Source organism: Gymnodinialimonas sp. 202GB13-11 (genome assembly GCF_040932485.1).
Lineage (GTDB): Bacteria > Pseudomonadota > Alphaproteobacteria > Rhodobacterales > Rhodobacteraceae > Gymnodinialimonas > Gymnodinialimonas hymeniacidonis.
This window is the reverse complement of record NZ_JBFRBH010000002.1, coordinates 1-24,435: the sequence shown is the minus strand read 5'-3', so window position 1 is coordinate 24,435 and position 24,435 is coordinate 1. Positions and strand designations below refer to the sequence as shown.

At 55.5% G+C, this 24,435-nt stretch carries 31 protein-coding genes and 1 pseudogene; 18 read left to right on the top strand and 14 right to left on the bottom strand.

Annotated features, from left to right (window positions below; all coding sequences use genetic code 11):
* The 4 genes from V8J81_RS20505 to V8J81_RS20490 all read right to left on the bottom strand — a co-directional run.
* A partial coding sequence (locus V8J81_RS20505) for a hypothetical protein (RefSeq protein WP_439649930.1) occupies positions 1-345 on the bottom strand: 345 nt, incomplete at its 3' end.
* Between the two features lie 270 nt (positions 346-615).
* Positions 616-1,050: a methyltransferase family protein gene (locus tag V8J81_RS20500; RefSeq protein WP_368477723.1), complete on the bottom strand. Its 435-nt coding sequence runs from the start codon at positions 1,048-1,050 to the stop codon at positions 616-618.
* A gap of 113 nt (positions 1,051-1,163) precedes the next feature.
* The gene (locus tag V8J81_RS20495; RefSeq protein WP_368477722.1) at positions 1,164-1,799 is read right to left on the bottom strand and encodes a cation efflux transmembrane domain-containing protein; all 636 of its coding nucleotides are present in this window, start codon (positions 1,797-1,799) and stop codon (positions 1,164-1,166) included.
* On the bottom strand, positions 1,799-2,569 hold the full coding sequence (locus tag V8J81_RS20490) for a transglutaminase-like domain-containing protein (protein WP_368477721.1): 771 nt from the start codon (positions 2,567-2,569) through the stop codon (positions 1,799-1,801). The genes V8J81_RS20495 and V8J81_RS20490 overlap by 1 nt, the downstream gene beginning before the upstream one ends.
* Before the next feature lie 70 nt (positions 2,570-2,639).
* On the opposite strand from V8J81_RS20490, the gene V8J81_RS20485 reads away from it, so the two are divergent.
* On the top strand, positions 2,640-3,056 hold the full coding sequence (locus tag V8J81_RS20485) for a MerR family transcriptional regulator (RefSeq protein WP_368477720.1): 417 nt from the start codon (positions 2,640-2,642) through the stop codon (positions 3,054-3,056).
* Between the two features lie 71 nt (positions 3,057-3,127).
* Here the strand turns inward: V8J81_RS20485 and V8J81_RS20480 are convergent, their stop codons facing one another.
* Positions 3,128-3,676, bottom strand: coding sequence for a Crp/Fnr family transcriptional regulator (locus V8J81_RS20480; protein ID WP_368477719.1), 549 nt, complete (start codon positions 3,674-3,676; stop codon positions 3,128-3,130).
* Positions 3,677-3,753: 77 nt separating this feature from the next.
* Here V8J81_RS20480 and V8J81_RS20475 point away from each other — a divergent pair, with 77 nt between their 5' ends.
* The 6 genes from V8J81_RS20475 to V8J81_RS20450 all read left to right on the top strand — a co-directional run bounded on the left by V8J81_RS20475 (position 3,754) and on the right by V8J81_RS20450 (position 6,961).
* On the top strand, positions 3,754-4,350 hold the full coding sequence (locus V8J81_RS20475; protein WP_368477718.1) for a Spy/CpxP family protein refolding chaperone: 597 nt from the start codon (positions 3,754-3,756) through the stop codon (positions 4,348-4,350).
* Between the two features lie 53 nt (positions 4,351-4,403).
* Entirely contained in the window at positions 4,404-4,739 is a 336-nt protein-coding gene (locus V8J81_RS20470) for a hypothetical protein (RefSeq protein WP_368477717.1), read from the top strand.
* A 139-nt stretch (positions 4,740-4,878) separates the two neighbouring features.
* The gene (locus V8J81_RS20465) at positions 4,879-5,265 is read left to right on the top strand and encodes a DUF411 domain-containing protein (protein ID WP_368477716.1); all 387 of its coding nucleotides are present in this window, start codon (positions 4,879-4,881) and stop codon (positions 5,263-5,265) included.
* Positions 5,265-5,729 (top strand): c-type cytochrome, encoded by a 465-nt coding sequence (locus V8J81_RS20460; protein ID WP_368477715.1) that lies wholly within the window; start codon positions 5,265-5,267, stop codon positions 5,727-5,729. The genes V8J81_RS20465 and V8J81_RS20460 overlap by 1 nt, the downstream gene beginning before the upstream one ends.
* A gap of 12 nt (positions 5,730-5,741) precedes the next feature.
* Positions 5,742-6,086: a copper resistance CopC family protein gene (locus V8J81_RS20455; protein WP_368477714.1), complete on the top strand. Its 345-nt coding sequence runs from the start codon at positions 5,742-5,744 to the stop codon at positions 6,084-6,086.
* Complete coding sequence (locus V8J81_RS20450; RefSeq protein ID WP_368477713.1) at positions 6,083-6,961, top strand: CopD family protein; 879 nt, start codon at positions 6,083-6,085, stop codon at positions 6,959-6,961. The genes V8J81_RS20455 and V8J81_RS20450 overlap by 4 nt, the downstream gene beginning before the upstream one ends.
* A 4-nt stretch (positions 6,962-6,965) precedes the next feature.
* On the opposite strand, the gene V8J81_RS20445 is transcribed toward V8J81_RS20450, so the two are convergent.
* Positions 6,966-7,253 (bottom strand): metal-sensitive transcriptional regulator, encoded by a 288-nt coding sequence (locus V8J81_RS20445; RefSeq protein ID WP_299410708.1) that lies wholly within the window; start codon positions 7,251-7,253, stop codon positions 6,966-6,968.
* Positions 7,254-7,370: 117 nt separating this feature from the next.
* On the opposite strand from V8J81_RS20445, the gene V8J81_RS20440 reads away from it, so the two are divergent.
* From V8J81_RS20440 to V8J81_RS20420, 5 genes are all read left to right on the top strand, one after another.
* On the top strand, positions 7,371-8,156 hold the full coding sequence (locus tag V8J81_RS20440; RefSeq protein WP_368477712.1) for a MauE/DoxX family redox-associated membrane protein: 786 nt from the start codon (positions 7,371-7,373) through the stop codon (positions 8,154-8,156).
* Between the two features lie 185 nt (positions 8,157-8,341).
* Positions 8,342-8,596 (top strand): type II toxin-antitoxin system ParD family antitoxin, encoded by a 255-nt coding sequence (locus V8J81_RS20435; RefSeq protein WP_368477711.1) that lies wholly within the window; start codon positions 8,342-8,344, stop codon positions 8,594-8,596.
* A complete protein-coding gene (locus tag V8J81_RS20430; protein WP_368477710.1) occupies positions 8,593-8,880 on the top strand; it encodes a type II toxin-antitoxin system RelE/ParE family toxin in 288 nt (95 codons plus the stop codon). Before V8J81_RS20435 ends, V8J81_RS20430 begins: the two co-directional genes overlap by 4 nt.
* 64 nt (positions 8,881-8,944) lie before the next feature.
* On the top strand, positions 8,945-9,595 hold the full coding sequence (gene parA / locus V8J81_RS20425; protein ID WP_368477709.1) for a ParA family partition ATPase: 651 nt from the start codon (positions 8,945-8,947) through the stop codon (positions 9,593-9,595).
* Positions 9,595-9,804, top strand: a complete 210-nt coding sequence (locus tag V8J81_RS20420) for a plasmid partition protein ParG (protein WP_299832542.1) — start codon at positions 9,595-9,597, stop codon at positions 9,802-9,804. The genes parA and V8J81_RS20420 overlap by 1 nt, the downstream gene beginning before the upstream one ends.
* A 17-nt stretch (positions 9,805-9,821) precedes the next feature.
* On the opposite strand, the gene V8J81_RS20415 is transcribed toward V8J81_RS20420, so the two are convergent.
* The 5 genes from V8J81_RS20415 to V8J81_RS20395 form a co-directional block, all read right to left on the bottom strand.
* Entirely contained in the window at positions 9,822-10,907 is a 1,086-nt protein-coding gene (locus V8J81_RS20415; RefSeq protein WP_368477708.1) for a replication initiator protein A, read from the bottom strand.
* Between the two features lie 265 nt (positions 10,908-11,172).
* On the bottom strand, positions 11,173-11,658 hold the full coding sequence (locus V8J81_RS20410; protein ID WP_368477707.1) for a hypothetical protein: 486 nt from the start codon (positions 11,656-11,658) through the stop codon (positions 11,173-11,175).
* A gap of 87 nt (positions 11,659-11,745) precedes the next feature.
* Entirely contained in the window at positions 11,746-13,434 is a 1,689-nt protein-coding gene (locus V8J81_RS20405; RefSeq protein WP_368477706.1) for a type IV secretory system conjugative DNA transfer family protein, read from the bottom strand.
* Positions 13,431-13,580: a FitA-like ribbon-helix-helix domain-containing protein gene (locus tag V8J81_RS20400; RefSeq protein WP_368477705.1), complete on the bottom strand. Its 150-nt coding sequence runs from the start codon at positions 13,578-13,580 to the stop codon at positions 13,431-13,433. The genes V8J81_RS20405 and V8J81_RS20400 overlap by 4 nt, the downstream gene beginning before the upstream one ends.
* Complete coding sequence (locus V8J81_RS20395; RefSeq protein WP_368477704.1) at positions 13,573-13,878, bottom strand: mobilization protein; 306 nt, start codon at positions 13,876-13,878, stop codon at positions 13,573-13,575. Before V8J81_RS20395 ends, V8J81_RS20400 begins: the two co-directional genes overlap by 8 nt.
* Positions 13,879-14,524: 646 nt before the next feature.
* Here V8J81_RS20395 and mobQ point away from each other — a divergent pair.
* The 3 genes from mobQ to V8J81_RS20380 all read left to right on the top strand — a co-directional run bounded on the left by mobQ (position 14,525) and on the right by V8J81_RS20380 (position 19,831).
* Complete coding sequence (gene mobQ, locus V8J81_RS20390) at positions 14,525-15,823, top strand: MobQ family relaxase (RefSeq protein WP_368477703.1); 1,299 nt, start codon at positions 14,525-14,527, stop codon at positions 15,821-15,823.
* On the top strand, positions 15,801-16,010 hold the full coding sequence (locus tag V8J81_RS20385; RefSeq protein ID WP_368477702.1) for a hypothetical protein: 210 nt from the start codon (positions 15,801-15,803) through the stop codon (positions 16,008-16,010). The genes mobQ and V8J81_RS20385 overlap by 23 nt, the downstream gene beginning before the upstream one ends.
* Positions 16,011-17,479: 1,469 nt before the next feature.
* On the top strand, positions 17,480-19,831 hold the full coding sequence (locus V8J81_RS20380; protein WP_368477701.1) for a Hint domain-containing protein: 2,352 nt from the start codon (positions 17,480-17,482) through the stop codon (positions 19,829-19,831).
* A 252-nt stretch (positions 19,832-20,083) separates the two neighbouring features.
* Here the strand turns inward: V8J81_RS20380 and V8J81_RS20375 are convergent, their stop codons facing one another.
* On the bottom strand, positions 20,084-21,256 hold the full coding sequence (locus tag V8J81_RS20375; protein WP_368477700.1) for an MFS transporter: 1,173 nt from the start codon (positions 21,254-21,256) through the stop codon (positions 20,084-20,086).
* A gap of 94 nt (positions 21,257-21,350) precedes the next feature.
* On the opposite strand from V8J81_RS20375, the gene V8J81_RS20370 reads away from it, so the two are divergent.
* The gene (locus V8J81_RS20370; RefSeq protein WP_368477699.1) at positions 21,351-21,836 is read left to right on the top strand and encodes an Lrp/AsnC family transcriptional regulator; all 486 of its coding nucleotides are present in this window, start codon (positions 21,351-21,353) and stop codon (positions 21,834-21,836) included.
* 164 nt (positions 21,837-22,000) lie between these two features.
* Here the strand turns inward: V8J81_RS20370 and V8J81_RS20365 are convergent, their stop codons facing one another.
* Positions 22,001-22,645: a LysE family translocator gene (locus V8J81_RS20365; protein ID WP_368477698.1), complete on the bottom strand. Its 645-nt coding sequence runs from the start codon at positions 22,643-22,645 to the stop codon at positions 22,001-22,003.
* Between the two features lie 277 nt (positions 22,646-22,922).
* On the opposite strand from V8J81_RS20365, the gene V8J81_RS20360 reads away from it, so the two are divergent.
* On the top strand, positions 22,923-23,492 hold the full coding sequence (locus V8J81_RS20360; protein ID WP_368477697.1) for a recombinase family protein: 570 nt from the start codon (positions 22,923-22,925) through the stop codon (positions 23,490-23,492).
* Positions 23,479-23,759 (top strand): annotated as a pseudogene (locus V8J81_RS20355) (WGR domain-containing protein). Before V8J81_RS20360 ends, V8J81_RS20355 begins: the two are co-directional and overlap by 14 nt.
* Here the strand turns inward: V8J81_RS20355 and V8J81_RS20350 are convergent.
* Positions 23,722-24,435, bottom strand: a 714-nt coding sequence (locus V8J81_RS20350; RefSeq protein WP_368477696.1) for a hypothetical protein, incomplete at its 5' end; no start/stop codon positions are given. The pseudogene V8J81_RS20355 and the gene V8J81_RS20350 sit on opposite strands and share 38 nt — an antisense overlap.

The window sequence follows — 24,435 nt, the reverse complement described above, 5'->3', positions numbered from 1 at the left end:
TCGATAGGCGTAAAGGCCATACACCTCGTTCACCGTCTCCACGAGCTTGTCAGCGACACCGTCAGAATACGGACATGTGATAAAGCCACGAACAAACTCTATTGTGTGGTCGATGCCCTCATAGGCTTCGACTTGCGATAGATATGCGACGTGCTGGTTAGAGCCATTTTCAGGCTTCGTCAGGATAGGATGCCAATCAGGATACCCATCAACAGCATTGCCGAGTTCTTGCATCACACCTTCAAGCACCTGCTGACTAGCTTTGGGGTCAGCCAGGCTTTCGGTAAGGTACTTGACGGCTTTTGCATTAAGTTCTGTAGCCACAGAAGGCGCTCGAAATTCCACAAAATCACTCCTCACGTAGAAAATATGAACACGTGATAATATATTTTACGTGAAATGTCAACTTACGTGTAAGTAACGGTTGCGTAAATTCCTGCTCCTGACCGCCATTCTCCAAGCAAGCCTTGAATCGAAGGCCACTCCCCTGCCCCATCAATAGCGACTTTCTGAGTGCAGCCGTTTAAACAAAGCGCGGCGAAGGCTCCCGAAGAGCCCAGACCTACCAAGATGCCGCACCATGGCGAAGGTCTGCTTTTGCATTTGGTCATTTGCCTACAAGAACCGCCGGACCTTTGCCCTGTAGTTCTCGAACGGGGAACCGTATTGCTCCTCGAGCCATGGTTCCTCGGCGAAAGGCGCGGTAATTAGAACTGCTATTCCTGCAAAGCCGACTAGCGCCGCTCCAGACGACGCGCAAAGCACGATCCAGCCGATAATCATTGCTATATCTGCGGCGTACTGTGGATTGCGGGAATAGCGATACATGCCGCTTGTTCGAAGCGTTCCTTTTGCACCGCCAGTTTGGGCTATTCCGAACTGCGCGACCTCTGACCACACGATGACGTTGCCAGCAACAATCAGCGGAATGCCAACTCCGAACCGCAGCCAAGACGGGATTGGCAGGCTTCCCCATTCAATGACGCCGAGGACGATCAGGATTCCAAAGAGAGTGAATGTCGGAACCCAAACCAGGATAGGAGTGGCCATAGTATAACGCTTTGGCGGCCAAAGGCGGCGGGCAGGAAATGCGATGGACCAAAGCATCGCGGCGAACGTAGCCGCTGCGATCATAAGGCCGGTGAAGACTAAGAAAGTTGGCATCATGCGGCCTCATGTTCATGCTGGGTCATTTCGCGTCGTTCCTCCAAGGCTTGGCGTAGGATTTGGAATGCAGATGATAGGAACAAACCGGCCATGATGGTTGCCACGATTAGGTCAGGCCAACCTGTTGCCGTGCCCCACACACCAAGGGCGGCAAACATCACGGCCACGTTCCCAATGGCGTCATTGCGTGAACACAGCCAGACCGACCGGACATTGGCATCGCCGTCCTTGTAGCGGACCAGCAGCATGACACTTGCCAGATTTGTGAGCAGCGCAAGAAAGCCGACGATACCCATGATCTCAGCCGTCGGCACGCCAACATAGAAGACGCGATAAACCGTCGATCCGAACACCCAAAGGCCCATCAACAGAAGGCTGACGCCTTTAAACAGTGCCGCATTCGTTCGCACACGTAGCGAGGCCCCGATGACCGCCAGCGAAATGCCATAGGTCAGTGCATCGCCCGCAAAGTCGAGGGCGTCAGCTTGCAACGCTTGCGATTTAGCCAGATGACCCGCTGTCATCTCGACAAAGAACATCGTCGCATTGAGCGCAATGACGATCCACAGCCGCCTTTTGTAATCATCTGAAACGCCGTCAAACTTGGTGTCATGTCCGCAACAACCAGCCATCACACGGCATCCTTTTCTATCGAAATGGACCTAGCAGGTACAAGATTGTTGTCCCCACCAGGTATCGTCGGGACACGTCCCGCACGCATCTGCGCAACCCGCCTGTTCATCCAATGTCGAATGACCAGTCGATAGATTAGCCCACGAAATCCTGTAAGTTGCCGATGGCCTGCGTAGAACGCATCTGGGCTATCAAAGACCCCAAAATCCCGATTGATCCCTGTCTTTTGGATGTAGGTACTTTGACCAGTCCAAGCAACGTTTGGCGCTTGCAGGCAATCGGTTCCAGCACCGTATGCGCAAAGCGAAGAGCGCTCTGGAAACGCGGCTTGAAGCGCCGACAAAACGTCTTGATCCAGAATGAAGCCCTCAAGCTCTAGCCACTCTCCGCGATATTGCACCTCAACCCACGAGTGGATGATGTTGCGCGGGGCAAGCGGATAGACCAGTTCTGGCACGACACCTCGTTGCAATCCTTTGTCGATGGTAAAGCCGTGAAAGCGGCAAGGGATGCCCAAGCCGCGCAGCAACGCCATCAACAGCGTGCCCTTGGTGTTGCATTGGCCGTATCCATCCGCCAACACCTGAGATGCTGGTAGGGCATCGTCAGAATTGTAGCCGAACAAGATCTCGTTGCGGACAAAGTCATAAGCTGCGCCGATACGCTCGCCGTCTGACAGCGCTGCCCACCCGCGTTGCGCGATGAGCTTTTGTATTGCCGGGTTCTCATAGTCGAGGAGCGGCGTTTCAGATAGATAATCGTGGGACATTTGGAACTCTTCTCTTGTTGTCCCAACTCATATACAATCTCTAGTAACTAGAGGTTCAAGAGGTTTCTTTATGTTTTCTATCGGCGAGCTTTCAAAGCGCACAAAGGTCAAAGTTCCGACCATACGCTACTATGAAGAAATGGGGCTTTTGCCCGAAGCTGAGCGCACGGCAGGCAATCAAAGGCGTTACGACAAAGCTGGGTTGGAGCGACTGAGTTTTATCCGACACGCCCGTGATCTGGGTTTCTCCATCGAGGCAATCTCATCTTTGATCGACCTTCAGGATCATCCAGACCGGTCGTGCGAGGCTGCGACGGATATTGCAGCGTCGCAGCTTTCGGACGTTCGGGCAAAGATCAAACGTCTACGAACGCTTGAGAAAGAGCTCAGTCGAATATCCAAGGGCTGCGACGGTGAAGGCGTTTCGGAAGACTGCTACGTGCTCGCGTCTTTGGCCGACCATGAGCTTTGCGGGAACGAACACTGATTTGCAAACAGTGCTTTCGACAGCTGTTCCGTGCTGGGATGAGAGTCCTACTTCACGACAGATAGCTGCGCTCATGTTTTATTCGCGCCATGCAGTCGACGCCTTGCAAGTTCACGGTAAAGAGCCGGTGGGCTAACCCCAATCCAATCAGCGACGCGCACCCACTCACCCTCTTGCGGATAGCCGAAGAGTTCGAGATAGGCATCCAGACGATCTGCCACTTTTCGCCTGCGCATAATCTCAATGCGGGTCCGCAAGCTTTGGACCTCTCGCGCTGTGCGCTCGAACGCTTTGATCGAAAGACGGTCTGACGAGGCGACATTTTCCAAATGCGCGACCAACTTGGCTTTGGGGATCATGGAGACCGTTGTCGCTATCTCCGTAACAGCATCGCAGTGATATCGTTCCGCAAAAAGGGACGCTTCGGCGACCAAATCACCTGCATTGGTCGTGTGCAGTGTCAAAAGCGCACCGTCTCGCAGCGCCCGCCGAAGAGAAATTCGTCCTTCTCTGACGAGAAACGCCCAATCGACGCTATCATCTCGACGAAACAGCGTTTCGCCTTCTTCCAAAGTTCGCTGGGGTGCGCCTTCAAAACAATGAAGCCAATGATCCGACATGATTTCTATCATGTTCAGTTTCACCCGCGTCATGCAATACCTTGGTCCCAACGCTGGATCGAACAAGGACTTCAACAATGCGTATCGCAAACGTCGCACTTCTTATGATGGCCTTGCCCGCCGTCTTGTTGTCTCAGACCCATGATGGAAGTCATGGATCGACGCCTTCGGTTTACGCAGGCGAAGAAACGCGCCTGATTAAGTCTCTTTCGGAACAAGACTTGGAAGAAATCGCGCGCGGCGGCGGATGGGGACTTGCGCGAGCAGCCGAACTCAATGGTGTTCCAGGGCCAATGCACCTCCTCGAACTAGCGGATCAAATCGGGCTGAGCGAGCGGAAGCGCGACGACATCGAGGCGATCCGAGCGCAGATGCAAGCAGACGCCATAACTGCCGGGGAGCGGTTCGTCGCAGCTGAACAAGCGCTGGACGCAGCCTTTCAAAACGGTGCGCCTGATGCCGAGGCGCTTGAACGGCTGGTGGCCGAAGCAGGTCAAGCGCGGGCGGCCCTCCGCCTCGTCCATCTGAATGCCCATCTGTTGACTTTGCCATTTCTGACCGATGCCCAAATCAACCAGTATTCGGTGCTACGCGGTTATTCAGATGATCCTTGCGGCTCTATTCCTGACGGGCATGATCCGGAGATGTGGCGCAGCCATAACGGGTGCAACTAGGCTCGATTGCGGCGACACTTGCCAAAGCAATATACCCCCAGTAGGTATTGGGGATGTTTCGCTTAGTGCTGTCGATCATTCTTGTTGTTGCATTCGCCGGTGCATCCACCGCGTCTGTTATGCATGGCTTAAACCATGGATCGGGCCACGCAGACCACCACGCAGAAATGTCAAAAAGCGATCCATTGGCTGATGCTGAGACGGCACTCGCGGACTGCTGCGATGCCACCAGCGGAATGGGATCAACCCCCTGTTTTGGCGATCTTGCGGCCACGTCGGAGATTTCGCCGGACAATCCCGCAAACAGATCGGTTGTTGGTGTTCTGCACGCCGATTTCGACTTTGCAAACCTGACGCTAGCTGTCCCAACCGGTCCTCCGAAAGTCTGAGCGGCAACGGGCGCTAGCCCGCAGTCCATTCAACTTTCAAATCAAAGGACCGACAGACATGATCACACGTCGTCACTTCACTACCCTATCCGCAACTACTCTTGTCATAGCCGCTCTGCCTGCTCGCGCTGGCACACCTATGCGCGTTCTCGCTTCTCCCGGCTGCGCGTGCTGTCACGCCTGGGCTGACCTAGCTCGCGCACGCGGCTACGCCGTCACCGTCGAGGAACTAACCGATCCGGAGGCGCAAAAGTCAGAGCGCGGCATTCCGCTTGAGCTCGCCTCCTGCCACACCATTGAAGCGGATGGTTATGTCTTCGAAGGGCATGTGCCGTTCGAAGCATTGGAAGCAGTCTTGCAGGATCGCACAGACATCACTGGGCTTGCTGTTCCGGGCATGCCGATGGGCTCTCCTGGCATGGGCGACGACCCCTCCGCCCGCTACGATGTCATTGCATTTGGTGGAGAGGCTGGAACCGGCACGGTATACTACCGCGCTGGTACGGCGCAACCGTTCGACACCTGATGGTAGGTCGGAAAGCCGTTTTGCTAACCGGTGGGCTCACGCTCGCCGGTTTCGCAGCCGCATTTGTTCTGGCGCAACCTTCCCAGACGATTGGTATTTTGACGCCTGACGACGCCGAAGTGATCGCAGTGGGCCAAAGCATCTACGCAGACCAATGTGCCGCTTGCCATGGTGCGCGCCTAGAGGGGCAGCCAAACTGGCGCATTCGTGGCGAGGATGGTTTGCTTCCAGCACCGCCGCATGACGCCACAGGCCATACGTGGCACCATGACGATGAAACGCTTTTTACCCTGACCAAATATGGGCTTGCCGGTCTGATGGAAAACGCGCCACCATCTGGCATGCCTGTCTATGAGGGTGTGCTCACCGATGAAGAGATCATTGCGGTGCTCTCCTTCATCAAGTCAACGTGGCCCGATGACCTTCGCCAGTATCACGACGAGCTTAATGCCCAGTCCGAATAGAGGAAGTTACAGATGATCAAACAAACTCTTCTCGGCTTGGCCGTTATAATTGCTCCTGTTCTTGCCTTCGCGCATTCGAAATCTGAGGCAACAACACCCGCCAACGGTGCGACTGTTACGGAAGTGCCCGAGCTTTCAATGCGCTTCGATGATCCGATGCGCATCATTTCAGTCACGCTCACCTCTTCGGATCGCGATGTCGAAATCGAACGCGAGACAGGTATGGACCCCGCTACGGAGTTTCGCGCCTTGCCATTGGAAGAGCTTACGCCTGGAAGCTATCGCTTCGACTGGCGCGGTATGGCCTCAGACGGGCACCCGATGCAGGGCAGCTTCTCCTTCACGGTCACTGAGTGACCGGACTCGCACCGATCGACGGTCTTGTCGTTTTGGCCATCTTGGCCAAGGCGATTGGCTATGGCGCGGCTTTGCTCGCGATGGGGGGCGTGCTGTTTTCGGTCGTCTTTTCTCAGCATGCAGAAGCATCTGTCATCCGACTGGCACGGAAGCTCGCTGTCGGTGCGGCGCTAGTCGGTCTCGCTGTGCTGGCTATCCGGTTCGGCATTCGTGCTGCACGGATATCCGGGATGGGCATCGAGGGCGCGACCGACCCAATGATGCTCGGCTTCGTTTGGGACAGTCCACTTGGTACCGCCGCGATTTGGCGCGGGATAGGCGAACTTGCGATAGTTGCAATTCTGGTGCCACGTATTGGACAATGGATCGCTCTGGCAGGCAGCGTCGCTATAGCTATTTCCTTTGCTCAAGTTGGCCACGCTCTTGGGGAGCCCAGAGCAGCCCTGGCAGTCCTGCTGGTGCTGCATCTTCTAGCCGCTGCTTTCTGGGTTGGCGCTCTCATACCTTTGCGGCGGGCGGCACTCATCTCTGATGGTGCTGAACTGTTGCACCACTTTGGCAAGCTCGCCGCTGGCGGCGTGGCTGCTCTAGTTCTCGCAGGCACATCGCTCGCTTGGCTGCTTTCAGGCTCTACCATTGCATTATTTGGAACGGCCTACGGCTTAGCACTTCTGGTCAAAGTCGCCATTGTTGCTGTCCTTCTGGGCTTTGCAGCTTGGAATAAGGTGAGGCTGGTCCCTGCCTTGCGTGCTGAGAAACCCGGTGCAACCCATGCCCTGCGGCGTTCTATTTCAATGGAAATGCTGGCCGTTGTTCTAATCCTGCTGGCAACTGCAACCATCACCAGTGTAACGACGCCACCCATCAATCTGTGAAGGCTTAGCCGCGTGCCTTATCGAGCAATTCAAGAAGTTCGGTGAACTTCGCCCGCTGATCCTCCCGGTCACCCGAAGCAAGTGCATCCTCGATACAATGCGACGCGTGATCATCAATCACGAGCTTTTCGACACCTTTTAATGCTGCGCGTACAGCCGCGATCTGTGTCAGGACATCAACGCAATAGCGGTCTTCTTCCACCATCCGGGCGATCCCTCGGACCTGACCCTCAAGGCGTTTGAGACGTTTCAAAGTGGCTTCGCGGTTTTCGTGCATAGTCTCTTTTCGCATGGTGGCCGACAAAAAGTCGAGCGAGTACGGAACCAAAGCTCGCACTCTTGATTATATACCCTAGGGGGGTATATAGAAACGAGACATGCTCACGCAAGTACATTGACGGAGAAGCCAATGCCCAAAGACACGCGCGACGTTGCAGACATTGATACGAACCCGGCCGACGTGGCGGTGGGGAAGACAGCTGTGCTTTACCGGATGGCTCTAACAGATCATCTGTGCCCATCCGGTCAAAAGGCGCGCTGGCTTCTGGAACGTCAGGGGTATGATGTCGATGATAGGCTTTTCCGAACTCGCGCCGAAGTTGACGCTTTCAAAGCCGAGCATGACGTCAAAACAACGCCCCAAGCATGGATCGAAGGCGAACGCGTTGGCGGCTACACGGACCTGCGCGAGAAGCTGACCGGTTGGGACCCGAAGGCAACCACTTACCGGCCAGTGCTTTATCTCTTTGCTGTCGCAGCTCTGACCGCCATCGCGCTCTCCATTGGGTTCCTCGGCGCAATCACTTGGCAAACACTCGGTTGGTTCATCTCGGTCTCGATGATCCTGCTGGGGATGCAGAAGCTCCGCGATATTGAGGGCTTCTCCACGATGTTTCTCAACTACGACCTGCTTGCGCGGAGGTGGGTGCCCTACGCATATATCTATCCATTCGTGGAAACAGGCGCGGGCATCCTCATGATCGGCATGATCCTGACCTGGATATCAGCTCCCGCGGCACTTTTCGTTGCTAGCATTGGAGCCGCGAGTGTCTTCAAGGCCGTCTATATCGACAAACGTGAGCTCAAATGCGCCTGCGTCGGAGGAAATTCAAACGTCCCCCTTGGCTTTGTAAGTCTCACTGAAAACCTGATGATGGTAGGAATGGCAGTCGTGATGCTTTGGTTGATGATTTGAGTTTATTGCTAGTAATCGAAAACCGGACCTTTGAGAACGAACCTTGAACGGCAGGTTTGTCCGCACAGCCGCCCCCTGCCCCACTAATTTGAATGGCTCCTTTGGCACTGAAATACTCATTTGAGTAAATGTGTATCCTTGATGAATACCAATAATTGGTATATGATCTTCTTAGGAGGTGCATCATGCCCAAGAATACATCTATGTCGCTCGGCGATCACTTCGCCAGCTTTATTAACACCCAGGTTCAGGCAGGTCGTTATGGTTCGGCCAGCGATGTTGTGCGAGCCGGCCTGCGCTTGCTCGAAGAGCATGAAGGCAAGGTAAAGGCGCTCCAAGACGCTCTGATTGAGGGCGAGCAGTCTGGGAAACCTCAGCCCTTTGACTTTGATGAGTTCAAGGCTCGCAAACGGGCAGAACTTAACCAGGCCAACGGATGAGCCTTGTCACCTTCTCGCCTGCCGCAGCGGCGGACCTCGATAACATTTGGGATTACACCGTCGAAGAATGGGGGGCCGACCAAGCTGACCGCTATACAGATGATATTCAGAACACCTGTAGCAGCCTTGCGCGCGGCGAGAAACGCGGGCGCGACGTGGACGTTCGTTCAGGCTACCTGAAACATGCTGTTGGAAAGCACTTTGTGTTCTTTCGGATGACCAAGGCTGGGATCGAGGTCATTCGCATCCTGCACCAAAGCATGGATGTGGGGCAGCACCTTTAATCAAGCTTGCCTCAACTCAAACACTCAGTTACTCTTTTGAGTAAAAACACAAATGAGGTAGAGTATGAGCATTATTTCCGTCCTGAATCCGAAAGGTGGTAGTGGGAAGACTACCATCAGCACTAACCTCGCCAGATCGCTGCACGAGCTGGGACACTCGGTCCTAATGGTGGACAGCGATCCGCAAGGCAGCGCCCGTGACTGGCACGCAGCCAGTGAGGACAATCCCATTGAACTGGTCGCGTTAGACCGTCCCAACAACGTCAAGACGCTGACCAGCATGGCCGCAAACTACGACTACGTGGTGATCGACGGCGCAGCAAAGCTTGAAGACATGATCGCGGCCTGCATCAAAGTCAGCGACTTCGTTCTGATCCCCGTTCAACCATCGCCATATGACATTTGGGCCGCGTCGGACTTGGTGGATTTCATCAAGGCCCGCCAGGAAGTGACAGACGGTTCGCCGCGTGCCGCGTTTGTGGTTTCCCGTGTCGTGGAGGGAACCCGGCTTGGCAGCGATGTGCGGACAGCCTTAGATGACTACGCTTTGCCAGTCTGCGAAACGACGATCACACAACGGCAGGTATATCCTCAGACCGCATCTGAGGGGCTGACCGTGTTCGACGCGGACAACGCCAAAGCAAGGGCGGAGACTACGGCGTTGAACGACGAGATACTGGCGATGCTGGCACCTGCGAAAAGGGAGGTCGCATAATGGCCTTATCTGCAAAACGTCCGAGCCGAGGCGACGATGCCCGCAAACGCATCCTGCACGAAATCACAGAAACGACCGAGAAGAAGAAACGCCTGAACGCCGAGATCGAAGAAACGCTTTATCGAAAAATCAAGATGCGGGCGGTCGAGGAAGGCCGTTCAATCTCCGATATCACCCGTGATTTATGGTCTGAGTATTTGAGTGAGTGAGTGTTTGAGTAAGCACTCTACCAACCGTTGCGCCCGCGTTTCTTGAACCAGCTTTTACAAAATCCGAGAAACGCGGCGTCCGGGTTCTTCGGTGGTTCCTTCTGTTTAGCTGCGTAGGTCCGCCATTCTCCAGCCAGAACCCTTATATCCCACGTCGGGGCCAACTCCCTTGCGCGTTCCAGCGTGTCTGGCGACAGGGGCAGGACATAGCCGCCTGTCAGGCCGTCCTGTTCTGGCTTTGCTATGTAGTTTTCCAGAAACTCCGGTTTGGGTGTCACCATGAGAATGTCCGCATCCAGTCGGAAAGCATAATCCGGCATGTGGTTGTGTTCTTCGTCTGCCTTGCAGATCGCCCGAACAAGCCTGCGAAATTCCTTATCCGAGGACGTCGAGCCGGTTCGAGCCTTCAGCTTGTCCAGGCCGCATTTCCACTCCGGCTGCGTCCCGCATTGCTTGCGCGCCAGCTCATACAAACGGCGCTCCAGAGGCTTTCGGAGCTGAAAATAGCGCCGGTTAAGTGTCAGCACATCATCACCAGCAATGGCATTGAACACCCAATCGGAAAGGGTGACTTCAAGATCGAGCATTCGACCATCACGGGTTTCTCGGACGATCCGATAACGATCAATCAGGCTAAAGCCGTCGATCTGCTCCACACCGCCCGTTGTGATGTTGGTTTCGATCTGGGTGCCTTGAAGGCGCTCTAAGGCTGCTTTCAATCCCGTGTAGCCGGTCCCGGCGGTAGGGCGGTTAGTCGCTACAAGAAGATCATACGCCTTGAATCGGAGGGTTCTGTGAACCTGCTGCCCGTCATTCAAAGCGGCCATCACTTGAGAAATGCAGTAGATCAGCACGTCACGGTCATGGACGGTTGCAAGACCAATCATGTTGGGCCTGATCTCAACGTAGCTTTTTCGATCAGCGGCCACATAGCGGCGCTTTTTGGTGTCAGGCTTGGTCGAAAGGGTGAAAATAGGGTGCGCCATCGAGGCCATGTCGCCCTTGGGTGCGGCGTCGAAAATATCGCACACAAAGAAATCCCCTTGGGCATGTCGCAAGGGGAGGAGAGGCGTTCGGTCTTGTTTCGGAATATCACCCACCATGCTCACACTATTCGTAATTTCACACACCGACGCAAGGCACTTCGTAACTTCACACACCGACAGGCTTTCGTAAGATCACACACCATCTTTCGTAAGATCACACACCCCTTATCGTAATATCACCCACCAGTGCGCTAAAAATAGGCTGATTCAGTCAATTATTTCAAGGTAATAGAGGTAGCGATGATTCGCGTAACACAGACTCTAACACATATATAACACCCAGTTTACGACTCGGCGCTGCCTCAAACAGCCCATTACATCGTCAAGGTTGAGGGAAAACGCAGACATCAACGCCTGTAGAGCTTTGTGTCCATGTTCCACCCAGAACCACGCATCCCTCTTCAAAAGATGCTATGAAACGAGGAAGAACGATGGTCACCACTACAGCCAGAACGACACCACCAAGACCGACCCAACGGGACAGTTGCCTGTCCTTTTGGTGCTGTTCACGAAGCTCACCCATCAAACTCAAAGTCTTGGAATGCATGGTCGTCGTTTCCTGAAACGATGCATTGCACCTCTGGATGCCGTTCAAGACTTCGACGGAGGCGCGATCCATCTTCTTGATCGTTTCATCAAGGCGTCCCTCAACCGTTTGGCCTACCAATTCGCCGTAATGTTCCGGGTCAGTCTGTTTTTCTGCCGCCTTTGCAGCGCGGCGCGCTTCAGACGCGACCGTGGAGATATGATTGATCGCCTTGGTCTGTTCATGAACCTGTTCCGACATATCAATTGTCAGATCACCCATGCGATCCAACTGTTCGCGAAGCTGCGCATCAGAAAGGGCAGGGCGGTCGGTCGGTGTTTCATCTGTCATGGCGAGTTATCCTCTGGATCAATGGTTTTCCGGGACGAACAGCCCGGTAAATTCACGGTCGGCGTAATAGCGCAGCTTGCCCGCTATCGCCGTGGGCTTGCCCTGGGCGCGCAGCAGCTGGAGTTCCGGCGGGAGCTGCATGATTTCATCGGGGGTCAGAAGATCGCGGCCCGTGATGGACGTGCCGGTCGTGGGCATGTCGCCGGGTTTGTGACTTTCCGTCTGATAGCCAATGGTGCCCTGACCCATCGTCTGGCTCAGCCACTTGGCCGTCTCATAGTCATTTACGCCAAAGACCTGTTGAACGCCCGCGTTGGCTACGAAAGTCGAGGCCCGCGCGCCGTACAGATCACGGAGCTGGCTCATGTCCTGCAAAATCGGCCAGAGCTGGAGGCCATACCCCGCCATCAGCCCCATGGCGCGCTCTACAGCCTCCAGACGGCCCAGAGCCGCAAATTCATCCAGCAGGAACAGGGCAGGGCGTTTTAAGCGCTCTACGGGCCTCTGAGCGGCGATCTGAGGCATCAGAGGGCTTGCCGGTGTCGCTGACCCCTCTGCGTCACGTGCGATGTCCTGGAGGGCCTGGGAGACCAGAAGACGCAGCCAGCGGCTGTAGGCGTCCAGCCTGTTGGGTGGCAGGACGAGAAACACAGACGTGATCCGGTGGCGCAGGTCCGCAAATTGAAAATCCGACCCCGCCATTGCCTTTGCGATCCGGGGGCTGTCCAGGAAATGAGTGTGGCGCTGTGCATTCGACAGGACAGAGGCGGCTTCCCGGTCCGCCTTTCCTGCGAAGCGGTTGGCGGCGCGGGCCACCAGCCCGTCTGCTGCATCGCTGTCCTGCATCAGCTTCACGAGGTCTGCCATCCGATCCGGGGGCAGGGTAAGATATTCCCGGACGGCCCCGAGGTTGCGCCGCGCCGGTTCCTCGTGCGCCACGCAGAACATGATCAATCCGCCAATCAGTGCCTTGGCTTCCTCGTTCCAGTGGGCATCGCCAGTCTGGTGGGCCGGGTCCACAACAAGCGCGTCCGCCAGCGACGTGGCATCCTCGCTCAGATCAGGGCTATCCGCCGAAAGCCGATCCAATGGATTGTAGGCGGCGGAGGGCCTGCCGCTCACCCCGAACGGATCGAGGACATGGACTGTGCCAAAGCGTTCCCGCGCGGCTCCGGCAATCCGCGCATTCTCGCCCTTGGGGTCGATGACCAGCACCGAGCGTTCCGCCATCAGCAGGTTCGGGATCACCGTGCCGACGCCCTTGCCCGCCCGTGTCGGAGCGAGGGTCAGCAGATGGGCAGGACCGTCATAGGAGAGCAGCTTGCCGGTGTCGGGGTTCCGCCCGATCAGAAGCCCGTTCGCCCGTTCCAGGTCGCGCAGTTCCTTTTTGCCTGCGAACCGGGCCGAGCCGTGACTGTCCCCCTGCCAGCGTCCGAAGAACGACGCCGCACCGGAGCGGTCAATCCATCCTGCCGCCCCGACGATGGCCCCGGCAATCATGAACGGAATGTAGATCGCATTTTCCCACGGGTTCGTTCCCGGCTCTGTCCGCAGGATGGCATATGCGAAGGGGAAGGCCACGAGTGCCCCGACCATCGCACCGAGCGCCGCATAGACCAGCGTTCCCCCGATCAGAACCGGGGTCACAACCGTGACCTGGATCACCCGGAACAACCGCCAGAAGGCGAGGCGAATGAACCGGATCAAGAGACGATGTTCAAGTCTGGTCGGAGCGCAGCTATTAGGATGGCGCGGGCCTCTTCCTCCGGCGTCCGCTTGTTCGTTTTGGCTCGCTTTGCAATCGCCGCATACAGCTCGTCTGATATCTCAATTTCGAGGTCATTCTCAGCCATTGGGTTGTTCCTCCTCATTGGACTGCGCAGGGGTTCCGGTGTTGTCGGGTGACGTTCCCTCCCAGTCCGCGAAGGCCTTGCGATCCTGTTCACGGGCGAGGTTGCGCACCAGCCGATCCAGCATAGCGGCAGCACCGGAATCCCGTTCCGCCAGATCGAGCAACGCACCGCCCAGGATCACCTTGCGCCGGGTATCCAGTTTGCGCTGTCGGGTGGCCTCCCGGTTCTTCAGAGCCTGAAGACGGGCCTTGGCCTGGGCGTATCGTTTCTCTGCGCGTTCGAGTTCTGTCTCTGCCATATCGCGGGTTTCCACTTTTGGATTTGTGGGTGGAAAAGTTTGACTTACAACCTCGAAGGGTAGAGATTACCCGTAGGCCTGTAAAGGACAAGGGCGCACTTATGCAAACTCTTCACCTGCGGTTCCAAGATTTGCGTGCGATCTCCTTGAGGCAGGGCCTCAGCCGATGGCGAACTCCGTCCGACGCGATGCGCGCCGGAATGGGAGCGGCCTTCGCCCTCCCAAACCCTCCAGAACCAACCTGCGCGGTTGGATGGCGTCCCGCAATGCGACACCCTGGCGGCATCCTGTGCCCCGTGGCCGGGGCTGGATTGCCGGGGGTATCGCGCTTGCGGGCTGCGCGGAATAACAGTCGTAGGCCTGTCTTTCCTTACCGGGTTTGCCGGTGGCAAACCGCCTGTCATCTGTCCCCATATCCCGCTCATCATAAGGCTGGGGATCTGGGGTCAGATGACAGGCAAGCCCGCGCCTCAGAGGTGCAATGCACCCCTTCAACGGGGCTGTCTTTTCCCATCCGGCCCCAGCGTTGTGGGGCGCGGGCCTCCGGGGAAAAGACGGCTGACCGGACGGCCAATGTTGGGTCATTGACCGGGGGCAGCAGCGGCGCGCGTCGGCAGCGTTTCCGTCTCTGGCGAGGCGCGCGCTGATGGCCAGCTACCACCTCTCCGTTAAGACGATCAAACGCTCTGCCGGACGCACCGCAACGGCGGCAGGTGCCTACCGTGCGGGTGAGCGCATCGAGTGCCAGCGCGAGGGCAGGGTTCATGACTACACTCGCAAGCAAGGCATCGAGGAGACGTTCATCGTCGCCCCCGAGAATGCGCCTGACTGGGCTACGGACCGGTCCCGTCTCTGGAACGAAGCCGAGGCCAGCGAGACCCGTCGCAACTCCGTCACTGCCCGCGAATGGGAGCTGGCCCTCCCGTCCGAGATCAGTGCCGAGGACCGCTCGCAGATCACCCGCGCGTTTGCCGAGGAGCTGGTCAGTCGCTACGGCGTTGCCGTCGATGTGGCGATCCACGCGCCGCACCGCGAAGGCGATCAGCGTAACCATCACGCCCACGTTCTGACCAGCACCCGGCGGCTTGAACCGGAGGGGTTCACGGCCAAGACGCGGGTGCTGGATTCTGCCAGGACCGGCGGCGTCGAGATCGAGCAGATGCGCGGCGTCTGGGCCGAGTTGCAGAACCGGGCACTTGAGCGTGTCGGTGAGACCGAGCGGGTCGATCACCGATCCCTTGAGAAGCAGCGCGAGGCGGCGCAGGAACGCGGCGACGAGCTAAAGGCCGAGGAGCTGGACCGCGACCCCGAGCTGAAGCTGGGGCCAGCGGCCAATTCCATGGAGCGACGCGCGAAGGCTATGGCCGAGCGTGAGGGTCGTCAGTATGTTCCGGTCACGGAGCGCGGGGCGGTCGTCCACGCCGCCCGCCAGGCCCGCGCCGTCTTCCGCGAAATGCGTGAACGGCTGGATATTGCGCGCGAGACCTACGGGATTGAGCGCGAGGCCGGGGAAGGGCGTGTGTCCGCCGGTCTGGCGGCGCTCAGAGCCGCTACATCCAAGGGCAGGGTCACGGATGACGTGCGGGAGCGGTTGGCGCGGATCACGGATCGCGGTCAGGATCGTGGTGGGCAGAGTGACGAAGAACAGGGCAGAGGCCGCAACTATGCCCGTGACCGGCTGAAAAGCATTTTGGACCGCGATGCAACGCAGGGGCCGCAGGCGGCTGTTCACAAACTGGATGGGCATAGCGAGTTGGAGCAGGACGGGGAGGTCGAGCGTGAAGATCGCAAGCCATCCGTGAAGGAGCGTCTTGAAGAGGTCTTGAACAAGCCCCGCGAAAAGCTGGAGATCAAGGACGCGCGCGAAGTGCATAGCGAGAAAGAGGTCGAGAACGAACGCGAGATCGACAGGGAGGTGGATCGTGACCGTGGCCTCAGTCACTGACCTGCCACCCGTCTTCGACGGGATTGAGGCGGTGTGTTTTGACGCCTTTGGTACGCTGGTCGAGATCACCGACAAACGGCAGGCCTTTGTGCCGCTGTTCCGGGCCTCGTCGCCGGGGAAGCGGCGCATGCTGGAGTATAGGGTTATTTGCAATGCTCAGGCGATCAGGTGCGGATTCGCTTCATAAATAAGCGCCATAGAATTCTCTACAATCTCTGTGAGTAACTCTGTGGATAAATATTCACTACCTTTAGATTTTAAGATAAATACAGCGATAATAGCAGGCTGCTTAAAATTTAGGCATTAAAAAGCTTTCGTGTTTAGGATGTTAGCGGACTATGATCGAGATGTCCGAAAAGTATGACATCTAAGTGTCAGAAATTAATGACATTTATGTTGATATGAATAACATTCGTGAGAATGCGCTTAAGTGTCATTCTCTGGTACCAGACGACAAGCGCCTAACTTAAGAGACCGAGCAAACGTCTGCGCATTACCTTGATTATTTTTGCACAAGCTGCTCTCAGTCCACATGCTGGTTCTGAACACCGCCATCGTCATTGGAACGATGGCTGTTTCTTCGTCCCGGCACGCTGCTGTATCAGAAGTGGAAAACCCACCCAATCCATCCGTTCAGAGTTTCCGGGTCGCCTCTGTTCTTCTGAATGTGTATATCAGGAATAAGTGCAAGAAAACACAACGATTTTGCCCCATTTTTTTCATAGTTGATCTTTATCAACCCAGCTGCCGAGTACGAAGCTATTGATTGAGGGTAAAAGAGTAGAAGATGTCGAAGACGTTAGACATACCAGTGGCACCTGTGCCTTCGTCAGAGCGGATCGCAAAGAATGTTCGACCGCCTATGGCCTCACAGATTTTCGAGATCGTACACCTAACACCTCTTGGTTCGAACCAACACTTTTCTGGTGAAATTCAAGATATGACGGTCAGTACATCATGATAAGTCGCAGTAACTTCGCAGCGAATATTCTTGGAAGTCGGGCTAGTGTTTCGTTCTCTCGACATAGTCCAATCGGCTTTGATCGACCTGGATCAGAGGCAAACAACAACTTCAAGCTTCAGAAGATCTCTCTGAATTCAGTTCGCGTGAAATTTGGGGTTATGTTCGGCGAAACACTCTCCTCGTACGATGACATAATTCTTGGAGATCACTGGTTGTTTTCAACTGGGATGGGTGTGGTCGAAGCTCTGGTTGGAAAAGCCTGCAGTCACGAACTCATCTTGATTTCCGAAATCGGAACTGTGCTCAAGTGTTCATATGTTTCAACTCAGGGAGGCCAGGGCAATGATTACATTCTGGCACCTGCGGTTTTCGATATGAACCAATCCTATGAACTGATTGTGAAGTAGTCTTCAATCCGCAACTGTTTTTGCAGGCGTCAAGATAAGACCAGCTTCCTCACAGACCCCGAAAAATGCCTATCTTTGAACACAAAATATACGAATTTTTAGCTGGTTCCAAAGATAAATCAGTCAAGTACTACGATGTGCGTCGGCAGGTCTTTTACGCTTGTGCGCGCTGATCGTATTGCGAGTTGGAACTGAAAAGGCACAAGCATGAAGGCGAGCGTGACCATAATTTTAATGACACTCTTGGTCGCTAGCGAGGCTTTTCGCATTCGTGGAGCATAACTGATGACTACATACACCGTTACACAGTTTAACTGGAACGATCCCGCTTTCTGGGCATCAATCAGCGAAGCTGCGGAAGGCCATACACTCGACTTCTCAAACCTTCCTTCGAACTTTTCCGTTGCGTTTGCAGATGATGGAAACGAGATCGTCATCAGCGATGGGACCACTGATTTCAGTGTAGGAGGGAGCACAAGCACTGGATCGCATGACGCCACTTTGGGCGGAACAACCGAGTTCGAATTCTTCACTGAAATACTTGGCTCGGCCGGAGAAGACACTCTTTCAGGGGGGGCAAATGAGGATACGATTTCGGGTGGCTCCGGCGATGATACGGTAGAAGGAGGAGGAGGTCACGACGAGCTATCGGGTGGAGATGGCGCGGACCTCGTACGTGGCGGCTATGGCGATGATACCATACAGGGTGGCGAGGGTGACGATATCCTCATGGGCTCAGATGGTTCGGTCGATAGCGACATCGTACAAACAATCTACTCGAACGATTTCGATAACTTGAATGGTGTCAACCAATACAGTCAGGCCACCTTTGATGTGAACGGCACGTTAGGTTCGATCACAGGTGATGATGCGCTTGTCATCACTTCAGATGACACTTTTGACAACTTTAATTATGGAGGTGTTCGGCTCTCTATCCCCACCGAGGATATGGAAGTCGGAGAAACCTACCGTGTCAGTTATTGGATTCGTACGGATGGACCTGACGCGGAAATCACAGTCGATTATCAATCAGGTCAAGGTGGAAGCAATCCTATATCGGATCGTGTTTCAGTCACTGGTGAATGGAGCTATTTTGAGCAGACTGTTACGCACACAGAAACTGAGAATAGTATTTATATCTGGGCAAACGATCCCAATCTGACATTTGCAGTTGATGCGCTGCGCCTCGAACAGGTGGAACCCTCATCGGATGATGACAGTATTGACGGTGGTGCCGGTGATGACACTATCTATGCTTCTTATGGCGACGACACGATCACAGGTGGAAGCGGTGATGATTTCATCAGTGGAGGCGATGGCAGCGACGCAATAGGTTTTGAGGACGGCTTCGGTAACGACACTGTGTTTGGCGGCGAGGGCGGGGCCGATAGCGATACACTCGACTTTAGTGACGCTTCAACAGGTGTGACCCTGTCCTGGGACGGTTCTGAAAGCGGGACAATCACCGATGGCACCGATACAGTAACCTTCTCTGAAATCGAACATATCATCCTGACTGAGGGTGACGACTCGGTTGGTTATGCCGGAGATGTTGCCGGGATATCCGTGGATACCGGCGGTGGCAACGATACAATTACCACCGGCCAAGGCAGTGATACGATTTACGCCGGTGATGGCGATGACCTGATCCAGTCCGGATCTTCAGGAACTTCTGGTGGTCCGGATATTCTGGATGGTGGATCGGGAAATGATACTCTGGTTGGGGGTACGGGTGATGACAGCCTGACAGGTGGCTCTGGTGATGATGTGTTTGTCTACTCTGTCGGAGGTGGCAATGACACGATCTCGGATTTCAACTCAGGCAACACCGGTTCGCTTGGGGATGGCGATGCCACAAACAACGACTTTATAGACCTCACAAATTTCTACACCGATCTCACCGAACTGCGTGCTGATTTTGACGACGACGGCATACTCAATCAGTCAACAGGTGATTTCAGCGACAACACAGATATCGGCGATGGATCACTCACCTTCACAGGGGCCGACCGCAGCAGTTTCACAGCCGACAACACGGGGGTTATCTGCTTCACAACGGGCACGGCTATATTAACACCTCGCGGAAGCGTTCTGATTGAAGAACTGCGTGTGGGGGATTTGGTTTGCACGGTCGACAATGGGCCACAACCAATCCGGTGGATTGGGATACGTCAACTGGGCTTAAAGGAACTGAGTTCATCACCTGAACTGCGTCCGGTTCTCATCAATGCTCACGTGCTTGGAAACGAGCGGCCACTGTTGGTTTCGCCACAGCACTGCATGAGCCTTGGCGAAGAGCAATTGGTTCGAGCCAAGCACCTGGCCAAAACGATGCCAGGTGTTCGTGTAGCACATGGCAAACGACAGGTGTGTTACGTACACCTTTTGTTTGACGCTCATCAGATTATTTTCGCAGAGAATGCAAAATCGGAGAGTTTCTACCCTGGGCCGATGGCCTTGAAGATGATGAGGCAAGAAGCGCGAGATGAGCTATTTCAAATTTTTCCCGAACTGACATCGGTTCGAAACCTGGCTGTGGGCGAAAATAATCCCTACGGTGACACTGCCCGTCCCGTTGCCAGCTTGAAATCGCTTTTGCCTGTCGTACCCAGTGATCCCGAGATCAGGATTCACTAGGTGGCCATAGGTCGGCAAGTAGCCCAAATTTCTGAGTGACCCGTCTAAACGAATAAGGCAGATAGCATGGCCGACGCATGAAATTGACGCAAATACCCTGAACTATCTGGTCGAGGTCAGGACAGGCGCGCTTCGACCAAACGCAAGATGTAGTAGGTCGAGTTTTTCACCTAAATCGGTCGTTATCGCCGGTGACAGAAACGGTTGAGTATTGGCACATCCTGCGCTGCGGAGAAGGTCCGGAGTGAGCCCTCATCTACGATTTTGTGCGTTATAGCGAACGTCGGCTTTTGGGGTCCTCTGTGGGCCACTTCTGATAGCAGCGAACAGTGGGGGCGCGATACAAACTGCGGATAGGACAGCGACCGCCGCAAAGCCGTAGAGCTCAAAAACAGGCTTGAAGGCTGCCGTGCCGACAAACATGGCCGCATATGTCACCGCGCTGTAGAGGCCCAGAATGGTGCCGCGCTGATCTGGCGACAGGGCCGTAAGTTGTCCGACCAGTATGTTCAGGCCCAAGTGATTGATTGCACCCCACGCAAAGCACGCGACCAACACTGCAAGCCAAAGCGGTGAAACTATCGCAAGGCCAAGATAAACAAGCAGTAGCGCGCCAAAGACAAAGGGCGCGGCACGGGACGCGCCATGTCGATCAATCAGGCGATCCAGTGGGGCAACAACGCCAAACCCCACGCCATAACTCAGTGCCGCGACCCCGGCGAGGGCGGTGGAGAGAGCCAAAGTTTCCGTCAAATGTGTGCCCAGATAAGCATAGAGGCCATAGAAAGCCGCCATATAGCAAGCGACCCCGAAAAGGATCGGCGGCAGTCCGGAAATCTTCAGCGCCACCAACGGCGACGTAACCTTGCCCGATGTGGCGCACTCGACAATATCGGCGCGGCGCAGCGACAGGACGAGCAACAAGCTCACGATACCCAGAATGGCGAACACGGCGCGCCAGTGCAGAAAATCTGCGATTATCGAAGACAGCGATACACCTGCCACAAGGCTCAGCGTCCAGCCTGTCAAAACCTTGCCCAAGGTCTCGCTTTCATGACCTTTCGGAGCCAGATCGGCAGCCAACCCGTAGATCGCTGGCAGTGTTAATCCTGCGGCGAGACCGGCAGTGCCTTGCGCCAATATCAACACCAGTAGAGCAGGGGACGCAGCGCTGACCCCGAGCGACAGTGCAAGCCCGAACAGCGCCAAAAACAAAGCGCGCCGTAGTCCTATGCGATCAGCGTACGGCGCAAGAAACAATGCGCTGAGCGCTGTCCCGGCACCGTAAACGGCGGAGGCCGTCATGGCGTCCGTAGCGCCAGTTCCTGCGAACGACCCTGCCACATCGCCAGCGATCGGGCTCAATACGAGCGAGTTTGAGCCAACAACGCCGATGGCGCACATCAAGAGCCAAATTGTATTCATATCCTCGTCCATTTTTGTCCTTGAATAGACAAAATGAGATATGAACGGTATCCTGTTTTGCCTACGTAGGAAAAAATCGAACGAGGTTCGGCAAATGCGTAAAGACGCCCATGGATTAGATGACATCGACCGAAAACTGTTAGGGCTTCTGACCCAGAACGCAGAGCAGAGCTATGCCGATCTGGGATCGGCGGTCGGGCTTTCGGCTCCAGCCGTGCATGAACGCGTAAAACGCTACAAGGCGAGCGGGCGCATCAAGGCCGTGACCGCGCAACTTGATCCAACCATGACAGGAAAGCGGTTCCTCGCGTTTATCCACGTTAACACGACCGGCTGGGGCAAGAGCGATGCGCTTATGCAGATCGAAACCTTGCCGGAAGTCGAAGAAATCCACTCCGTCACGGGCGACACCTGCATGATCCTGAAGGTTCGGATGGAAAGCACGCAAGCGATGGAAGCCCTGCTGGCGCGTCTCTATGCGCTTCCCGAGGTCGTTTCGACAAAGAGTTACGTGGCTCTCTCGACGTATGTCGAACGCCCCGTTCAGGCCGGTATCTCCGCGTCTTTCTGTGAAGGATAGCGGACATTGGGTGAACGGCAGTGAGGTCCGCACACCGGACACAAACCCCCTGACAGAACCTATTGGCCAAAAACGGTCGTTATCGCTGGTGACAGAAACGGTTGAGTTTTGGCACATCCTGCACTGCCAGGAAGGTCTGGAGAGAGCCCATACTATCGTCTTGGTCAGGCGCGATATGTCGCGAGTTTGTAGCTGGCGAAGCAGAAATAGACTCCAAGAACGCCCTCAATCCATCGCCGAGCCTTCGCATAGGCAGCTACAACGGGAGATGTCGAAAATGCCACCGCATATATCACGTGGCCGACTGCTGAGATGATACTAGTGCCAACGACCACCAAAGCAGCGACCCAGATGGGGGCTTGGCCATCCATAGCCAGAGACATGATCGCGATCCAGACCAACGCCGCCTTGGCGTTCGTCATCTGGATCAAAAGGCCACGGCGATAGAAAGCCACTGGTCCGCCATCCAAGCGCACTGGCCGCACGTCCAACTCTTTGACGGTCATGGCAGATTTGAACGCCTTGAACGCCAGCCACAAGAGGTAAACCGCGCCAACGATCTTCAGGAAGATCATTATCGACGCATAGGTCGATACAAGGGCAGTCAGGCCCAGTGCGGTTAGCATCGACCAGCAAAAAGTGCCTGTCGCAACACCCAATGCCAAAGCCTTGCCTTCTGATCGCCCCACCGACATCGATGTGCCTATCACCGCGAGGATATTTGGCCCCGGTGTGAACATCCCAATCATGAAGACGCCATATGCGAGCAAGATTCCGGTGAGATAAGGGTCGATCAAAACAGCCTCCATTTTTTAACAGCTTACACGATTGCCCCGCGTGGCCAATGGCGGCTTCGGTCCCGCACATCGGACATAAACCCCTTGCCACAACTTATTCGCCAAAAACGGTCAATTGCGCAACACGCCCTGCCCCGCTGACCCTAGCCGATCCATCAGTCACAAGAACGATCATGAAAAAAGGGAATAGGGCGGTCTAAGTCACCCTCCCCTGCCCTATTGCCAGTTGTTGCAAAAATATGTTGCGAAATAGCTTGATTGAGCAACAAGAAAGCGCAACAATGACTGTATGAATTTTGGCTATGCCCGTGTATCGACCAACGACCAGGACACCGCTGCGCAACTGGACGCGCTGCACGCGGCGAAATGCGAGCGCATGTTCGAGGAACGTGCGTCCGGTGGGCGCTGGGATAGACCAGAGTTGCACCGGATGCTCGATCAGCTCCGTGACGGCGACGTTGTGGTTGTCTGGAAGCTCGACCGGCTGTCTCGCTCCCTGAAAGACTTGCTTTCCATCATGGCGAAGATCGACGCCGCTGGAGCCGGGTTCCGGTCATTAACAGAAGCCATCGACACGACAACGCCCGCAGGGCGCATGATGATGCAAATGGTCGGCGTCTTTGCCGAGTTCGAGCGCGAAATGATCCGGGAGCGTACCCGCGCCGGTCTGGAGCGCGCCCGCAAGAAGGGACGCCACCCAGGGCGCAAGCCAAAGCTGTCGAACGATCAGCGCAAGGAAATCCGCGATCTGGTGCGATCCGGCAAGCGCACCGAGGCCGAAGCTGCGCGCCTGTTTAACGTCCATCGTTCCACAATCAGCCGTGTCATGCGGGAGGCGGCGTCCGATGCAGCAGCTTGAAATGTTCCCCGATGACATCCGCATCGAGCGCGTTGATCGCGACATCAACATGCATCGCTTTTATCGGCTGCGCTTGATGCCTGACCTCTTTGGTGGCGTCTCGCTGTTGCGCGAGTGGGGTCGCATCGGCACCAAGGGCGGCACCGAATTGACTGTTTTGAGGACTTGGGCCGCGCTGCCGACGCTATGCGCGCGCTCTACAGGGCAAAGCTGAAGCGAGGCTACCAACTTACAGAAACTTTTCAGCTATCGTCTGCTTTCCCGTAGGATCGGTGTGTGTGATGCGGTCGCCCTTCTCATAGTAGAAGCCGGAGGCATACAAATCGTAATTGCCAATCTTGACGCGAATGGACAGCTCTTCGCCATCATCCCACGTATCACGCACCTCCGCTTGGCATGTCTCACCGCGCAGCTCGAAATCAAATTTCTCACTGGTTTTGTCCCAGTTTGTTACTGCCGTGCGGATCAGCGTCTCACTGATCGTGTCGCGTTTCTTTTCAGACAGCATATCAAGCGATGACTCTTTAATGGGGCCAAACATGCCACTATTATTCAACGCTTCTAGGATTTTGCGCATGTGAACTCCGGCATGTTGATTCACAAACAATGACGAACGCGAACCATGTGGACGCCCAAGAATGTAAGAGCGAATGTTCCACCAGGTTTCTGCAACTTGAGCGTCTCGCGCCTCCCCAACTGTTTTCTCAGCAAACCAAGTGAGCGCATCGCGGCTACGGATTGTGCCGTCAGCTTCAAGCACAACATCGCTTGCTTCGACCACAACTGGATAGGCGCTGTCTGAGTACAACGGACTCTCTAGTCGATAGGCGTAAAGGCCATACACCTCGTTCACCGTCTCCACGAGCTTGTCAGCGACACCGTCAGAATACGGACATGTGATAAAGCCACGAACAAACTCTATTGTGTGGTCGATGCCCTCATA

Excerpts from the sequence above, each read along its gene's own strand:
- V8J81_RS20500 (WP_368477723.1), bottom strand. The coding sequence starts at position 1,050 with ATGGCCACTCCTATCCTGGTTTGGGTTCCGACATTCACTCTCTTTGGA.
- V8J81_RS20495 (WP_368477722.1), bottom strand. The coding sequence starts at position 1,799 with ATGGCTGGTTGTTGCGGACATGACACCAAGTTTGACGGCGTTTCAGAT.
- V8J81_RS20490 (WP_368477721.1), bottom strand. The coding sequence starts at position 2,569 with ATGTCCCACGATTATCTATCTGAAACGCCGCTCCTCGACTATGAGAAC.
- V8J81_RS20485 (WP_368477720.1), top strand. The coding sequence starts at position 2,640 with ATGTTTTCTATCGGCGAGCTTTCAAAGCGCACAAAGGTCAAAGTTCCG.
- V8J81_RS20480 (WP_368477719.1), bottom strand. The coding sequence starts at position 3,676 with ATGTCGGATCATTGGCTTCATTGTTTTGAAGGCGCACCCCAGCGAACT.
- V8J81_RS20475 (WP_368477718.1), top strand. The coding sequence starts at position 3,754 with ATGCGTATCGCAAACGTCGCACTTCTTATGATGGCCTTGCCCGCCGTC.
- V8J81_RS20470 (WP_368477717.1), top strand. The coding sequence starts at position 4,404 with ATGTTTCGCTTAGTGCTGTCGATCATTCTTGTTGTTGCATTCGCCGGT.
- V8J81_RS20465 (WP_368477716.1), top strand. The coding sequence starts at position 4,879 with ATGCGCGTTCTCGCTTCTCCCGGCTGCGCGTGCTGTCACGCCTGGGCT.
- V8J81_RS20460 (WP_368477715.1), top strand. The coding sequence starts at position 5,265 with ATGGTAGGTCGGAAAGCCGTTTTGCTAACCGGTGGGCTCACGCTCGCC.
- V8J81_RS20455 (WP_368477714.1), top strand. The coding sequence starts at position 5,742 with ATGATCAAACAAACTCTTCTCGGCTTGGCCGTTATAATTGCTCCTGTT.
- V8J81_RS20445 (WP_299410708.1), bottom strand. The coding sequence starts at position 7,253 with ATGCGAAAAGAGACTATGCACGAAAACCGCGAAGCCACTTTGAAACGT.
- V8J81_RS20440 (WP_368477712.1), top strand. The coding sequence starts at position 7,371 with ATGCCCAAAGACACGCGCGACGTTGCAGACATTGATACGAACCCGGCC.
- V8J81_RS20435 (WP_368477711.1), top strand. The coding sequence starts at position 8,342 with ATGCCCAAGAATACATCTATGTCGCTCGGCGATCACTTCGCCAGCTTT.
- V8J81_RS20430 (WP_368477710.1), top strand. The coding sequence starts at position 8,593 with ATGAGCCTTGTCACCTTCTCGCCTGCCGCAGCGGCGGACCTCGATAAC.
- parA (WP_368477709.1), top strand. The coding sequence starts at position 8,945 with ATGAGCATTATTTCCGTCCTGAATCCGAAAGGTGGTAGTGGGAAGACT.
- V8J81_RS20420 (WP_299832542.1), top strand. The coding sequence starts at position 9,595 with ATGGCCTTATCTGCAAAACGTCCGAGCCGAGGCGACGATGCCCGCAAA.
- V8J81_RS20415 (WP_368477708.1), bottom strand. The coding sequence starts at position 10,907 with ATGGTGGGTGATATTCCGAAACAAGACCGAACGCCTCTCCTCCCCTTG.
- V8J81_RS20410 (WP_368477707.1), bottom strand. The coding sequence starts at position 11,658 with ATGGGTGATCTGACAATTGATATGTCGGAACAGGTTCATGAACAGACC.
- V8J81_RS20400 (WP_368477705.1), bottom strand. The coding sequence starts at position 13,580 with ATGGCTGAGAATGACCTCGAAATTGAGATATCAGACGAGCTGTATGCG.
- V8J81_RS20395 (WP_368477704.1), bottom strand. The coding sequence starts at position 13,878 with ATGGCAGAGACAGAACTCGAACGCGCAGAGAAACGATACGCCCAGGCC.
- mobQ (WP_368477703.1), top strand. The coding sequence starts at position 14,525 with ATGGCCAGCTACCACCTCTCCGTTAAGACGATCAAACGCTCTGCCGGA.
- V8J81_RS20380 (WP_368477701.1), top strand. The coding sequence starts at position 17,480 with ATGACTACATACACCGTTACACAGTTTAACTGGAACGATCCCGCTTTC.
- V8J81_RS20375 (WP_368477700.1), bottom strand. The coding sequence starts at position 21,256 with ATGAATACAATTTGGCTCTTGATGTGCGCCATCGGCGTTGTTGGCTCA.
- V8J81_RS20370 (WP_368477699.1), top strand. The coding sequence starts at position 21,351 with ATGCGTAAAGACGCCCATGGATTAGATGACATCGACCGAAAACTGTTA.
- V8J81_RS20365 (WP_368477698.1), bottom strand. The coding sequence starts at position 22,645 with ATGGAGGCTGTTTTGATCGACCCTTATCTCACCGGAATCTTGCTCGCA.
- V8J81_RS20360 (WP_368477697.1), top strand. The coding sequence starts at position 22,923 with ATGAATTTTGGCTATGCCCGTGTATCGACCAACGACCAGGACACCGCT.